Below are 13,022 nucleotides of genomic sequence, written 5' to 3' on the forward strand. Positions count from 1 at the left end.
CGGCGCCGTGGTGACGGTCACGATGGAGTGGGCGCTGTGGAGCGAACGGCCGGCCGCCGGCAACGACTACGACGTCCTGTCGTGCAGTACCGGCCGGTTGCGCGCGGGTCATTTCAAGAAGATCATCACCCGGTTCTCCCCGGGCACCGCCGAAGCCGACTGGCTCCTGCCCCGGGTCACCATCAGCACCCTGGACGTCGCCCGCCGGCCCTGCGTCGGGGTGGCCGTGCAGAGCGGGTCGCGCCAGCACGACGCCACCGGCCGGCGGATCGCCCCGACGCGCTTCTTCCTGTTCCCGTACGAGCCGCTGGTCGGCAACCCGGTCTCCTACGAGGGGCTCTACCGGGCGCTGGCGGACATCGTGCTGCCCGACGCCGACGGCCCGCCGCTGGACGTGGAGGTGCCGCACCTGGACGCGGCGGCCATCGCCGCGTCGCTGCGCGAGACCGGGCGCGACACCGTCATCGCCGCCGCGAGCTGGCTGTTCGCCCAACGGCGGGTGTGCGTGACGCGGGCCGAGAACGCCTCGGCGATGGACCGGCTGCGGTTCCTGGACGCGGCGGTCTCCCTGCTGCCGTACGGCCATCGTTCCAAGATCACCGCCACCACGTGGGCGGGCAGCGCCGCCCGGCACAACCTGCGGCTGTACTTCGCCCGCCGCGCCGGCGGCGCCGAGGTCCAGGAGGTGCCGTGGCAGGAGGCGGTGGCCGTCCCCGCGACCCCGTACACCCGGCTGCTGCGGCGGCTGCTGGAGGACGACCGCACGGCCGAGGAGCTCATCGCCGCGCTGGCCGCCGAGACCGCCGCGCGCGGCCTCGACGAGTCCGAGGCGGCGTTCGAGACGCTGCAGCGGATCGGCGACGGCCTGCACCAGGACCGCGCCCTCGCCGACGACGACCACTCGCTGGACGACCTGCGCGACTGGCTCGATCGCGACGACCTGCCCGCCGGACGCGCGGCGCGGATGCTGCGCAAGCTGGTCCCGCAGGCCCAGGGCAAGGACGTCGACCGGATCGCCCGCAGGCTCCGCCAGATCGACGAGGGCGAGCTGCGGGCCTGGTGGCACCTGATCCCCCCGATGGCCGAACGGCTGCTCTGGGGCGAGGGGGCCAGGCTCGGCGGCCTGTTGCAGTCGCTGCCGAACCAGCAGTACACCGATGTGCTCGTCGCCGATCTGATCCGGGCCCGACCGCCGGGTCTGCGGGAGTACTCCGCCGGGCTGAACCCGATGGCGCAGTTGCTCAGCGAGCACGTCCTCGGTGATCCGTTGCGTCATCCGGAGAGCCGGCAGGCGCTGTCCGAGGACGTGCCCGTCGCGCTCGCCCTGCTCTACACGATCGTCGCCGACGAGGAGGGCGGACGCACGGAGGACGTGGTCTGGGCGTGCGACCGGCTCCCCGCCGAGCTGAGCACGACGATGAGCCGGGTGCTGACCGGCCGGGCCGACGTGCCGGTGGAGGTCGCCGAGATCCTCGCGCTGGAACGCTTCGGCGACGACTCCGTCCTGACGGCGCTCGCCATCGCCGGCGTCGGTCACCGGCTCCCCATGATGGCCGAGGCGTTCGTCCGCTGGCTGATCGGCCGCGGCGGGATCCGGACGGGCGAGGAGTCGCGCTGGGGCAACGGGCTGACGGCGCTGGAGACCGACGACGTCGGGATGAAGGCGATGATCGACGTCGTCCTGCTGACCAACGGCCACCAACCCCGCTGGATCATGGACGTCCCGCACGACGACTGGGCCGGCTACCAGGACGGTTTCGCCTGGTACTGGACGCGCGACTGGCCGGAGCGCAACCGGATGATCCTCAGCCTGGCCCACTATCTGAGCGCCCGGTCCTGGGGGCCCGAGACGCGCGGCCGGGCCGACCAGGTGCTCAAGCTGACCAACGAGCTGGCGCTGCCCGACCGGCGCAGCGTGGACAAGGCCCTGGTCGACAGCCTCTCCCAGGCCCGCGACCTGTCCGGCGACGAGTACGCGCGGCTCTGGCTCGAGAACAAGGGCGTGCGGTACGTCCAGCACCCGGTCAAGGAGCACGAGCCCGTTCCCGCCCCGGTCTCGACCCCCGACGCGACCCAGATCCTGCCCGTGCCGTCCGCCGGGGGGATCTCGCCGTCGGCCACGTGGTCGCCCGTCCAGCGGAACGTCACCGACTCGGTCCTCGAGTTCATCGCCGTGGCGCAGCGCAAGGGCTGGACGCCGGAGGACGCGTTCGCCTGGCTGGGCCGGCACAAGGCCATCACCCAGTCCCTGACCGCCTGCCAGGTGTTCGACCGCATCATCCCCGCGCTCAACCACCACGTGTCCTTCAACGAGGCGTCGCGGTGGGCCGAGCTCTTCCTGCAGCACGTGTGCGAGGGCGTCCTCGGGACCGAGCTCGCCCAGGGGTTCGCGGAGCGCCACCTCGCGGAGATCCAGGACCGGATGCGCGACGACATCCAGCGCATCGCCGCCCTGCACCACTACTCCGGCATCCTGGAGAGCAAGGACAGGGCGCGCGAGGTCAAGGCGGTCGCCGACAATCTCAAGGCGCTGCTCGACAGGGAGCGGGGCCCACGGGTCAAGAAGCCGCGCCTCATCTGGACGAAGGGCTCGAAAGAGCCCGGGAAACCCGCCCCCGCCACCGACCAGACCCCGGGTCCCGACATCGCCGAGGACCCGGCGCGGTGACGTCGATCCGGGCGGAATGGGCGCTGTGGGGCGTCGCGCCGGACAGCCGCGACTACGAGGTCCGCGCCTGCAGCGACGGCACGCTGCGCCGCTCCCACTTCGAGAAGATCATCACCCGGTTCTCCCCGGGCACGCCCGACAGCGAGGGCGCGCTCCCCCGGGTCACCATCGCCGCGGTGGACATCGCCAAGGTCCCCCACCTGGGCATGGCCCTGCAGTCCCCCGAGTCGTACGCGGAGGGCCGGGGCACCACGACGACGCGTTTCTTCTTCTTTCCGTACCAGGCCATGAGCGAGGGCCGGGTCGGCTACCGCGCCCTGTACGAGCATCTGTCCCCCATCGAGCTGCCGGAGTCCGGCACGGCCGCGCCCATCACGATCGAGCCGCCCCCGATCGACCCGGACCTCATCGGCGAGGACCTGCGCAGGCTGGGGCCCGGCACCGTCCGGGCGGGCGCGCTGCTGGTCCGCGACCAGCAGGTCTGCGTCACCCAGGCGGAGCTGACGACGCTGGACGACCGGCTGCGCTACCTCGACGGCGTGGCGGCCCAACTCCCGTACGGATACCGCGCCAAGCTCACCGCGACGACGTGGGCCAACAGCGCCACCCGGCACCGGCTCCGGCTGTCCTTCGCCCGGCGCGCGCCCGGCGGCACCGCCGTGATCCCCTGGCGCGGCTCCTCGGCGGTCGCCGCCGGGCGGGAGGCGGTCGAGGAGGAGCACGTCACCCCGCTGATGGCGGCCTTCGACCGGCACGGGGCCGCCACGGTGATCCAACTGCTGGCCGCCGACCCCGTCCCCCGGTCCTGCGACGATCCCGAGCCGGCGCGCCGGGCGCTGCGGGCGATGGCGGGGCACGGCCGGCCGCCCGACGCGGCGCTGGACGTGGACGAGCTGCGGGAGCTGTTCGCCGAGGATCCCGACACCCTCCCCGAGGCGGACGTGCCGGGCGCCCGCGACGCGCTGGGCCGGTTCATCGAGCGGGCCGAGCCCCGCGACTGGCCGCTCATCGAGTCCTGGTGGGGGCGGCTCGCCGCCGACGACGCGTCCCCGCTGCTGGCCCCGATGCTCGACCGGTGTCGCCGGATGCTGTGGTCGGGCGAACGGGTCCGGCTCCACGCGCAGCTCCTCATCGCCTACCGCCACGACCGGGGCGACGAGTTCCTGGCCGGGCTGGTGACCCCGCCGGAGGGGCCCCCGGAGGCGGCCGAGCGGGGGGCCGCGACCGCCGCTCAGCTCGTCCACGACAGCGTGCTCGCCACCGGTGCCGCCACCGCGCATCCGCTCACGCTGCGGACCCTGCTGGAGCATCCGCCGGTGCTGTGCGAGCTGATCGCGCTGCTGGCCGCGCTCGGGTCCGAGCCGCTCGGCCACGGCATCGCCTGGCTGGAGTCCGGGCCCGCCGGCGACCACGACGTGGTGGGCGTGTTCCGTGACCTGCTGTCGGGCGACGAGGCCGAGCCGCTGACCGGGCGACGGCTGCTCCGGCTCGCGGCGGCGGGCCGGAGCTGTGTGGCGGCGCTGCTCGACTCGGCCTGCGAGAGCGGGGTGCTGCCGGCGCTGCTCCCGCCCTTCGTCGAGATGCTGGGCGCGTCCCCGGACATGACGTCCGACGATCGCCGGCACTGGGCGGGGCGGCTCGACGGCCGGCGCGCGGCCGACCCGTACGTGTCCGGCTCGGCCGACGTGCTGGTGCTGGCGCTCGGCGGCCGGCCCGCCGTCGGCCGGCGGCTGGCCGCCGACCCGAGCGGGGCCTACCTGCGCGGGTTCCTCCGCGCGTGGCGGCTGCCGTGGCCCGAGGGGGGCCGCCCGGCCGAAGGGCTGGTGACGCTGCTGCGCGACCGGCGGGGCGTCCCCGACCCGGCCCTGCAGGTCCTGGCCGAGCGGCTGCACAAGGACCTGCCGCGTTCGATCGGCGAGACCGACGAGACGGCGGTCCCCGAGGAGGCCGACGAGGTGCCCGAACCGGTGGCGCACCGGCCCCACGCCACCGTCATCGCCGAGGGCACGGTCGTCGCGGCCGACGACGCCACCGCGATCCTCGACCAGCTCGCCCAGGGGTTCCGGCGCGGATTGAGCCCCGACCTGTGCGTTCAGCGGCTCGTCACGAGGCCGTGGACCCCCACGGCGGAGGAGGCCGTCGACGTCGTCAGGAGGCTGTCCCCGGCGCTCGTCGCGTTGGGCGCGGCCCCGATGGCCGCCCACCGGTGGAGCGTCGCGCTCATCGAGTACGTGCTGCTGGGCGCGTTCGGCGACGACCTGACGGGCTCGTTCCGCGAGGCGATGCTGACCGGCATCACCTCGGGCGTGCGGGGCGAGCTGCTTCTGCTGAGCGCCATGTCCGCCGACGGGAGGCCGCCCCAGCGTCACCGCCGTGAGCTGGGCAACCTCCACCGGGAGCTGGGCCGGCTGCTGGGCCCGCCGGGTCCCGGTCCGCGCGACTAGGCGCCGTCGACGGCGGCGGTGACGGCCTCCACGGTGGAGAAGTCCATGCCCAGCCGGTTCTTGGTGATCGCGTAGGCGGTGCCGGTGGCCGTGTCGGCGCAGGCGTAGGTACCGCCGACCCCGGCCCAGCCGAACACGGTGTCCGCACCGGTGACGGGGTGGCCGACCCCGAAGCCGAGGCTGAGCGCGGAGTCGGTGCCCATGACCTGGTCGGTGTCCTTGACCGCCACGGACGAGAGCAGGGGCAGCCGCTCCGCGGAGACCAGCCGGACCCGGTCCACCTCGCCGAGCAACGCCGCGTACAGGCGGGCGATGGCCCGCGCCGTCATCTTGCCGCCCGCCGGGATCTCCGCCCGCATGATGTCGGCCCGGTTCCCGAACGCGGCGTCGGGGAAGACGGCCTTGGGCGCGGCGGCGAACATCGGCGCGTCCTCCGGCAGCGAGGTGAACATCTCGGCCTTGCCCTCGGGTTCGTCCAGCACCGCCGCTCGGGCGAGTTCCGACTCGGGCATCCCGAAGTACAGCTCGTCCGCGACGCCGAGCGGCCCGGCCACCTCCTCGCGGAGCACCCGTCCGATCGGCCGGCCGGTGGCGCGGCGGACGACCTCGCCGAGGATGAACCCGAACGTGTACGCGTGGTACCCCAGCTTCGTGCCGGGCTCCCACCACGGGGTGGCGTCGGCGATCGTGGCGCAGATCCCGTCCCAGTCGCACAGGTCCTCGACGGTCGTGTCGGAGGGCAGCCCCGGCACCCCCGCCGTGTGGGTCAGGACATGCCGTACGGTCACGCCCTCCTTGCCGTGGGCGCCGAACTCCGGCCACAGCTCCGCGACCGGCGTGTCGTACCCGAGCACGCCCCGTTCCGCCAGTACGTGGACGACGGTGGCGGTCATCGCCTTGCCGACGGAGTAGCAGTAGATCGGGGTGTCGGAGGTCAGGGCGCGCCCGGTCGCCGCGTCGGCCGCGCCGGCGACGACGTCCACCACCTGTCGGCCGTCCCGGTACACCGCGACCTGGACGCCGGTCTCGGCCCCCGACTCCACCAGCCGGTCGACGGCCTGCCGGACGCGCTGCTGCATCTCGTTCACGCTCGTTCCCTTCGATCGGTGCGACGCCGGTACGGACCATCGGCACGGGCGGAGATCATCGTTCCCCCGCCGCGTTGCGATGATGTCCCGGTGAACGACGACCCGAATCGCACCGTGCCCCCGGTGGCGGGCGCGGAACGCGCGACGCTGACCGGATTCCTGGAGTTCCAGCGGGAGACCCTGGCCATGAAGTGCGCGGGGCTCACCACCGAGCAGCTCCGACGGCGGACCGTTCCACCCTCCGGGCTGTCCCTGCTCGGGCTGGTCCGGCACATGGCGGAGGTCGAGCGCGGCTGGTTCCGCATCGAGCTGGACGGCGAGGACGTGCCGTACCGGTGGGAGGACGGGGGCCGCTGGGCCGACTTCGACGTCGAGGACGCCGACCGCGACGAGGCGTTCGCGGCCTGGCGCGAGGAGTGCGCCCGGTCCCGCGCCCTCGTGGACGCCGCCGACTCCCTGGACGTCATCGCCCGGGGCGGCGACCGCGTCCACTCGCTGCGCTGGATCCTCGTTCACATGATCGAGGAGTACGCGCGCCACAACGGCCACGCCGACCTGCTGCGGGAACGCATCGACGGGGCCACCGGGGAGTGACCCCCGGCGTCACTTGCGGCCGACGGCGCAGTACTCGTCCATGTCGGAGATCTTCCCGACGTCCACCGGGTCGGGGCGCCAGCGCGGGCAGGAGACGATGCCGGGCTCGAGCAGGTCGAGACCCTCGAAGAACGCGGCGAGCCGCGCCGGGGTGCGCAGGTGGTACGGGGTGGGGGCGACCTCGTTCCACATCCGGACGGCCTCGACCACCCGGTCGCCGGTGACCTCGCTGGTGCTGTGGGTGATCACCAGGTGGCTCCCTGGTGGAACGGTGTCCACCAGCCTGCGGACGATCGCGCCGGCCTCCTCGTCGTCGCCGAGGAACGGCAGGACGCCCAGCATCATCACCGCCACCGGCCGATCGAGGTCCAGGGTCTGCGCGGCGCGTTCCACGATGGTCTCCGGGTCCCGGGCGTCCGCGTCGAGGTAGTCGGTGGCGCCCTCCGGCGTGCTCGTGAGCAGCGCCCGGGCGTGCGCCAACACCAGCGGGTCGTTGTCGACGTACACGATGCGGCTCTCGGGCGCGATGGCCTGGGCGACCTCGTGGGTGTTGTCCACGGTGGGCAGCCCGGTGCCGATGTCCAGGAACTGGCGGATCCCGACGTCGGCGGTCAGGTGGCGGACCGCCCGCTTCAGGAACGCCCGCGAGTGCCGGGCGATCTCCACGATCTCGGGGAGCACCTGCCGGGTCTGCTCGCCCGCCTCCTGGTCCGGGGGATAGTTGTCCTTGCCGCCGAGCCAGTAGTTCCAGATCCGCGCCGAGTGGGGCACGGTCGTGTCGATCTCGGGAAGCGTGTCGTCGGTCATCGGCAACTCCGGTGTGGTCCGCCTAGGCCCCCCGACCGGGGCCGATCTTCCCACATCTCGATCGATTCCCCTCGATTTCCGAACGATCCGGATCAGCAGCAGGTGGACCGGGGGTCGTGGTCCCGGCGGTCGACGTGGTGGCGCCAGAACTCGCGCTCGGACAGGACGGGCTCGCCGGGGTGATGGCGGTGCCGGTGTTCGAGGTAGATCTCGTACGCGCGCTCGCCGGCGAACTCGCGGAGCAGCCGCCAGGCGGTGCGCAGCCGTCGGCTCATGCGGGTGCCTCCTCGCGCTCCTTCATGGCCCGGCGTTCCTCGGCGTTGGGGATCAGGCCGGACGGCGCCCAGAGTTCGGACTTCTCGTACGGGTCCTCATGGGTGGGCAGGGCTCCGCCCCCGCGCAGCGCCTTGACCCAGACGCGGGCGGCGTCCACCAGAACGACGATGACCAGGACGGCGAACAGGGCGGCGAGGACGCCGTCGACGGTGGTGTTGAGGACGACCTGTTCCATCTGGTCGCGGTTCTTGGCGGTGCCGAGAGAGGTCTTGCCCGCGTCCAGGGCGTCCCGGAACAGATCGCGCTGGGCGAAGAAGCCCACCTTGGGGTCGGCGGAGAACACCTTCTGCCAGGAGGCGGTCAGCGTCACCACCACGTCCCAGATCAGCGGGATCAGCGTGACCCACGCCCATTTCGCCCGGCCGGACTTGATCAGCAGGGTGGTGCAGACGGCCAGTGCGATGGCCGCGAGCAACTGGTTGGCCAGCCCGAACAGCGGGAACAACTGGTTGATGCCGCCGAGCGGGTCGCGCACACCCGTCCACAGGAAGTAGCCCCAGGCCAGGACGACGACCGCGCTGGAGACGTAGAGGCCCGGCTTCCAGCTCACGTCGCCGGCCTTCTTCCAGACGTTCCCGACGGTGTCCTGGAGCATGAACCGGCCGACCCGGGTGCCGGCGTCGACCGTCGTGAGGATGAACAGCGCCTCGAACATGATCGCGAAGTGGTACCAGAACGCCTTGAGCGAGTCGCCGCCGAACAGGTCGGACAGGATGTCGCTGATCCCGATGGCCAGCGTGGGCGCGCCGCCGGAACGCCCGACGAGCGTGGACTCCTCCACCGAGCGGGCGGCGGCGGAGAGCTGCTCGGGCGTGATCGTGAAGCCCAGGTTCGCGACCGCCGCCGAGGCCGACTCCAAGGTGGGGCCGAGCGCCGGGCCCGGCATGTTCATCGCGAAGTACAGGCCGGGGTCGATGATGCAGGCCGCCACCAGCGCCATGACGGCCACGAACGACTCGGTCAGCATTCCGCCGTACCCGATGACCCGGACCTGCGACTCCTTCATGATCATCTTCGGGGTGGTGCCCGAGGAGACCAGCGAGTGGAACCCCGACAGCGCCCCGCAGGCGATGATGATGAACACGAACGGGAACAGCGACCCCGCGAACACCGGCCCCTGCCCGTTGAAGGCGAAGTCGGTGAACGCCTCCGTCCGCACCGTCGGCCAGGCCAACAGGATCGCCGCCGCCAGCAGCACCACCACGCCGACCTTCATGAACGCGCTCAGATAGTCGCGCGGCGCCAGCAGCATCCACACCGGCAGCACCGACGCCACGAACCCGTACACGACCAGCGCGATGACCAGCGACTCCCCCGACAGCGTGAACGCGTCGGCCCACCCCGACTCGGCCACCCAGCCGCCGCCCACGATCGCCAGGAGCAGCAGCGCCACCCCGATCGCGGAGGTCTCCATCACCCGGCCGGGCCGCAGGTACCGCATGTAGAAGCCCATGAACAGCGCGATCGGGATGGTCATCGCGATCGAGAAGGTGCCCCACGGCGAGCCCTTCAGCGCGTTCACCACCACCAGCGCCAGCACCGCCAACAGGATGATCATGATGGCGAGCACGGCCACCAGCGCCGCCGCCCCGCCCACCGGCCCGATCTCCTGCCGCGCCATCTGCCCCAGGCTCCGCCCGCCCCGGCGCATCGAGAAGAACAGCACCACCATGTCCTGCACGGCCCCGGCGAAGATCACCCCGATGATGATCCACAGCGTGCCCGGCAGATAGCCCATCTGCGCCGCCAGGACCGGCCCGACCAGCGGACCGGCCCCGGCGATGGCCGCGAAGTGATGCCCGAACAGCACCCGCCGGTCGGTCGGGTGATAATCGGTGCCGTTGTCGAGCCGTTCGGCGGGCGTGGCGCGGGTGTCGTCCACCTTGAGCACCCGGTAGGTGATGAACCGGGCGTAGAACCGGTACGCGATCGCGTACGAGGCGAGCGCCGCGAACACCAACCAGGCGGCGGAGACGTCCTCGCCCCGCACCAGCGCCACCATCGCCCAGGAGACGGCGCCGACCAGGCCGACCGTCGTCCAGATCGCGATCTGTCGGGGGGAGGTCCTTCGGCGCGGCGGCTCGTCGGAGGACGGGGCGGGCGGGCCGGCAGTCGGGGTGGACACGGCGCCTCCTCGAGGGCGTGATCACAAGATCACGTGGGGTGGGGTGATCTGGACCATCCATTCCACCCCGGACCGCTCCACAAACCGCCCCGTGCCGCGCCTCAGCGGGCGAGCAGGTCGACCACCCCCGTGGTGTCCTCGTCGCCGTGCCCGTCGGCCACGCGGCGTTCCATCAGGGCCATGAACGGGGTCAGCAGCTCGGGGCTGACCTTCTGCTCCTCGGCCGTGCGCAGCAGCGTCGCGTTGCCCTCGGTCATCATCGCGAGGTTGGACGTGACCCCCTCGGTGTAGTCGCCGCTCTCCAGGTGGCCGGCGATGCCGTGCGTGTACGGGGCCATGGCGGTGAGCCAGCCGACGAGCATGTCCGCGAACCCGCTCAACGGGACGTCCTCGTTGCGCACCAGCGCGAAGGCGTGCGAGACCCCGGCGAACATCCCCGTCATGGCGCTCAGCAACGCCACGTCGTACAGGGCGGCATAGCCTGCGTCCGCCCCCACGTACCGGGTGCCCGCCGGTACGGCCAGCGCCTTCCGGTGGGCGTCGAAGAGGTCGCGGGAGCCGCTGTAGAACACGTAGGCCCCCGACTCGGGATCCCCGATCATCTCCGGCACCGCCATGACCCCGCCGTCGAGGAACCGTCCGCCGCGCTTCTCGACCCACGCGCCACGGGTCCGCCCCTCCCCCGGGGTGCCGGTGGTGAGGTTGACGACGTCCTTGCCCGTCAGGTCGACGCCGTCCAGGACCGCGCCGACCGACGCGTCGTCGAGCAGGCAGAGCACCACGAGGTCGCTCGCCGCCACCGCCTCCGCGACCGTCCCGGCGACCCTCGCCCCCTCGGCGGCCAGCGGCTCGGCCTTGCCGGGGCTGCGGTTCCACACCGTCAGCGGATGCCCGTCCGCGAGCCATGCACGGGCGAGCGCCGTCCCCATGTCACCGAGTCCGAGGAGGGTGATACGGCCCTTGTCCTTCATGTCAGCGCTGTCCTGTGTCATGTCGATTAGCCTGGTCACCGGCCCCCGGGCACGACAAGTACGCACTTCGAAGTGGGTGCTCACCCCGGGGTTAGCGACCAGGTGGGGAGGACGGCGCATGGGCATGGCACGGCGCGCGGGATCGCACATCTGCGGCATCGACGTGGCGATGGACGTGATCGGCGGCAAGTGGAAGGTGCTGATCCTCTGGGCGCTCCACGAGCACGGGGCGTGCCGCTTCGGCGAGCTGCGCAGGCTCCTGCCGGGGGTCACCGAGAAGGTGCTCGCCGCCCACCTGCGCGAGCTGGAGACGGACGGTGTCGTCCACCGCGAGGTGTACGACGAGGTGCCGCCCCGGGTCGAGTACACGCTGACCGCCGTCGGCACCTCCCTCAACGAGGCCCTCGAGCCCCTCGGCGCATGGGGCCGCGAGCACGCGGCCGCCCGACGGGACACCGAGGTCGCCTGAGGGTCCGGCGGTCAGCGCTCGAGCATCGTCTCCACGGCATCGGCGAACGCCTTGGTGGTGAAGCAGTTGGGCTCCGCGTACTCCTCCATCACCAGGGACTGCTCCCACGTCATGTCCATGGTCTGGCGCAGCAGCGGCTTCACCATGGCGAGCGCGTGCTCGGGCAGCGCCGCCATCCGCTCGCACCACTCCCCGGCCCGGCCCGCCAGCTCCTCGTGCGGCACGACCTCGTTCACCAGCCCCAGCTCCAGCGCCCGCGCCGCCGGGACGTGCTCGCCCGTCACGTAGAACTCGAACGCCCGTTGGTGCCCGAGCCGCCGCGTCAGGAACCAGCTCGTCCCCACCTCGGGCAGCAGCCCCAACCGCCCGAACGCGGGTACCAGCACCGCCCGCTCGGACGCGATGATCATGTCGCAGGCCAGCGCCATCGCCAGCCCCACACCCGCCGCCGGCCCGTTCACGGCCGCGACCACCGGGGTGTCGCTCCCCGCGATGAGCCGGGCGATCCCGCCGAACTGGCTCCGGATGAACCGCCACGGGATCGTCGACCCCGCCTCGTCGGCCGGATCCGCCAGCCGCCGCGTGGCCTCCCGCATCACCCGCAGGTCGCCGCCCGTGCAGAACCCCGGGTCCGTCCCGGTCAGCACCACCGCCCGGATCCCGGGATCGGCCAGCACCGTCGCCAGCGTCTCGCGGAGCCGGACCGTCATGGCGGCGCTGAGCACGTTGAGCTTCCCGGGGTCGTCCAACCTCACCACCGCGTGCTCACGGTGCCGTTCGAGGACGACGAGCTCCCGCTCCTCCCTGCGTGCCTGCTCGATGACCTCGGCATAGGACATGGGGATCATGGACGCACTCCTTTCTCGGGGTTCGGCGTGCGGAGGCAGCGCCAGGCGGCCTCCCCCAGGGTCGCGATCTGCTCCTCGGACGGCTCCGGAACGCGCTCGGTCAGCCACAGCCGGCACAGCTCCTGCGCGGGCCCGAGCCACAGAACGTGCGCCGTCGTGAAATCCAGGGGCAGCAGCGCACCGTGGTGCTCGTGGAGCCGCCACCAGGACCTGACCTCCTCGAAGAAGGCTCGGTTCTGCGCGACGAACTCCTCGCCGCCATGCCGACCGGCCCCCGGCGGCCGCTCGGTGAACAGAAAGCGCGCCCTGTCCCGGTTGGCCCCGCACCAGGCGATGTGGAACGCCACACTCGCGACGACGGCCGCCCGGGGCTCCCCGTGCAACCGCAGCTCACGAAGGAAGCCCTGCTGATACCGGCCCAGCGTCTCCGTGTAGAGCGTGGCGGCGACCTCCTCCTTGCCGGAGAAGTGGTGGTAGAAGCTCCCGGCGCTGACCTTGCTCTCCGCGAGCAACCGCCCGAGCGGCGTCGCCGCCACCCCGTCCCGGCCGAAGCACCGCAGCGCGGCCTCCAGGATCCGCTCCCGACCCGTCATAGAAGATTATTCTAGGATCACAGAAGAAAATTCTGCAACCTCCCCGGGCGCAAGCGAGGACCGGTTCGCCCGTGTGAGC

At 72.4% G+C, this 13,022-nt stretch carries 11 protein-coding genes; 4 read left to right on the top strand and 7 right to left on the bottom strand.

The annotated features are described in order from the left end of the window. The first annotated feature begins 7 nt into the window (after positions 1–7). Positions 8–2,668: a hypothetical protein gene (locus tag DFJ69_RS11480; protein ID WP_116022468.1), complete on the top strand. Its 2,661-nt coding sequence runs from the start codon at positions 8–10 to the stop codon at positions 2,666–2,668. Then, positions 2,665–5,112 (top strand): hypothetical protein, encoded by a 2,448-nt coding sequence (locus DFJ69_RS11485; protein ID WP_116022469.1) that lies wholly within the window; start codon positions 2,665–2,667, stop codon positions 5,110–5,112. The genes DFJ69_RS11480 and DFJ69_RS11485 overlap by 4 nt, the downstream gene beginning before the upstream one ends. On the opposite strand, the gene DFJ69_RS11490 is transcribed toward DFJ69_RS11485, so the two are convergent. Next, positions 5,109–6,191 carry a serine hydrolase domain-containing protein gene (locus DFJ69_RS11490; protein WP_245974733.1) on the bottom strand — a complete coding sequence of 361 codons (1,083 nt, stop codon included), beginning with the start codon at positions 6,189–6,191 and terminating at the stop codon, positions 5,109–5,111. The genes DFJ69_RS11485 and DFJ69_RS11490 overlap by 4 nt on opposite strands. Before the next feature lie 99 nt (positions 6,192–6,290). Between DFJ69_RS11490 and DFJ69_RS11495 the strand changes: the two genes are divergently transcribed. Further along, the gene (locus DFJ69_RS11495; RefSeq protein ID WP_211328591.1) at positions 6,291–6,794 is read left to right on the top strand and encodes a DinB family protein; all 504 of its coding nucleotides are present in this window, start codon (positions 6,291–6,293) and stop codon (positions 6,792–6,794) included. Positions 6,795–6,803: 9 nt separating this feature from the next. Here the strand turns inward: DFJ69_RS11495 and DFJ69_RS11500 are convergent, their stop codons facing one another. The 4 genes from DFJ69_RS11500 to DFJ69_RS11515 all read right to left on the bottom strand — a co-directional run bounded on the left by DFJ69_RS11500 (position 6,804) and on the right by DFJ69_RS11515 (position 11,054). Beyond that, on the bottom strand, positions 6,804–7,601 hold the full coding sequence (locus DFJ69_RS11500; RefSeq protein ID WP_116022471.1) for an SAM-dependent methyltransferase: 798 nt from the start codon (positions 7,599–7,601) through the stop codon (positions 6,804–6,806). Positions 7,602–7,693: 92 nt separating this feature from the next. Then, positions 7,694–7,876: a YbdD/YjiX family protein gene (locus DFJ69_RS11505; protein ID WP_116022472.1), complete on the bottom strand. Its 183-nt coding sequence runs from the start codon at positions 7,874–7,876 to the stop codon at positions 7,694–7,696. After that, entirely contained in the window at positions 7,873–10,062 is a 2,190-nt protein-coding gene (locus tag DFJ69_RS11510) for a carbon starvation CstA family protein (RefSeq protein ID WP_211328592.1), read from the bottom strand. Before DFJ69_RS11510 ends, DFJ69_RS11505 begins: the two co-directional genes overlap by 4 nt. Before the next feature lie 101 nt (positions 10,063–10,163). Beyond that, the gene (locus DFJ69_RS11515) at positions 10,164–11,054 is read right to left on the bottom strand and encodes an NAD(P)-dependent oxidoreductase (RefSeq protein WP_116022473.1); all 891 of its coding nucleotides are present in this window, start codon (positions 11,052–11,054) and stop codon (positions 10,164–10,166) included. A 97-nt stretch (positions 11,055–11,151) separates the two neighbouring features. Here DFJ69_RS11515 and DFJ69_RS11520 point away from each other — a divergent pair, with 97 nt between their 5' ends. Continuing rightward, positions 11,152–11,502, top strand: a complete 351-nt coding sequence (locus tag DFJ69_RS11520; protein WP_116022474.1) for a winged helix-turn-helix transcriptional regulator — start codon at positions 11,152–11,154, stop codon at positions 11,500–11,502. Between the two features lie 11 nt (positions 11,503–11,513). Here the strand turns inward: DFJ69_RS11520 and DFJ69_RS11525 are convergent, their stop codons facing one another. Both DFJ69_RS11525 and DFJ69_RS11530 read right to left on the bottom strand, forming a co-directional pair. Beyond that, on the bottom strand, positions 11,514–12,350 hold the full coding sequence (locus DFJ69_RS11525; RefSeq protein WP_116022475.1) for an enoyl-CoA hydratase/isomerase family protein: 837 nt from the start codon (positions 12,348–12,350) through the stop codon (positions 11,514–11,516). Continuing rightward, a complete protein-coding gene (locus DFJ69_RS11530) occupies positions 12,347–12,943 on the bottom strand; it encodes a TetR/AcrR family transcriptional regulator (RefSeq protein ID WP_116022476.1) in 597 nt (198 codons plus the stop codon). The genes DFJ69_RS11525 and DFJ69_RS11530 overlap by 4 nt, the downstream gene beginning before the upstream one ends. Positions 12,944–13,022: the final 79 nt, after the last annotated feature.

The organism is Thermomonospora umbrina (assembly GCF_003386555.1).
In the GTDB taxonomy this organism is placed as follows: Bacteria; Actinomycetota; Actinomycetes; order Streptosporangiales; family Streptosporangiaceae; genus Thermomonospora; species Thermomonospora umbrina.

Bases quoted from the DNA above. Each gene is read 5' to 3' on its own strand.
- DFJ69_RS11490 (WP_245974733.1), bottom strand. From the start codon at position 6,191: ATGCAGCAGCGCGTCCGGCAGGCCGTCGACCGGCTGGTGGAGTCGGGG.
- DFJ69_RS11500 (WP_116022471.1), bottom strand. From the start codon at position 7,601: ATGACCGACGACACGCTTCCCGAGATCGACACGACCGTGCCCCACTCG.
- DFJ69_RS11505 (WP_116022472.1), bottom strand. From the start codon at position 7,876: ATGAGCCGACGGCTGCGCACCGCCTGGCGGCTGCTCCGCGAGTTCGCC.
- DFJ69_RS11515 (WP_116022473.1), bottom strand. From the start codon at position 11,054: ATGACACAGGACAGCGCTGACATGAAGGACAAGGGCCGTATCACCCTC.
- DFJ69_RS11520 (WP_116022474.1), top strand. From the start codon at position 11,152: ATGGGCATGGCACGGCGCGCGGGATCGCACATCTGCGGCATCGACGTG.
- DFJ69_RS11525 (WP_116022475.1), bottom strand. From the start codon at position 12,350: ATGATCCCCATGTCCTATGCCGAGGTCATCGAGCAGGCACGCAGGGAG.
- DFJ69_RS11530 (WP_116022476.1), bottom strand. From the start codon at position 12,943: ATGACGGGTCGGGAGCGGATCCTGGAGGCCGCGCTGCGGTGCTTCGGC.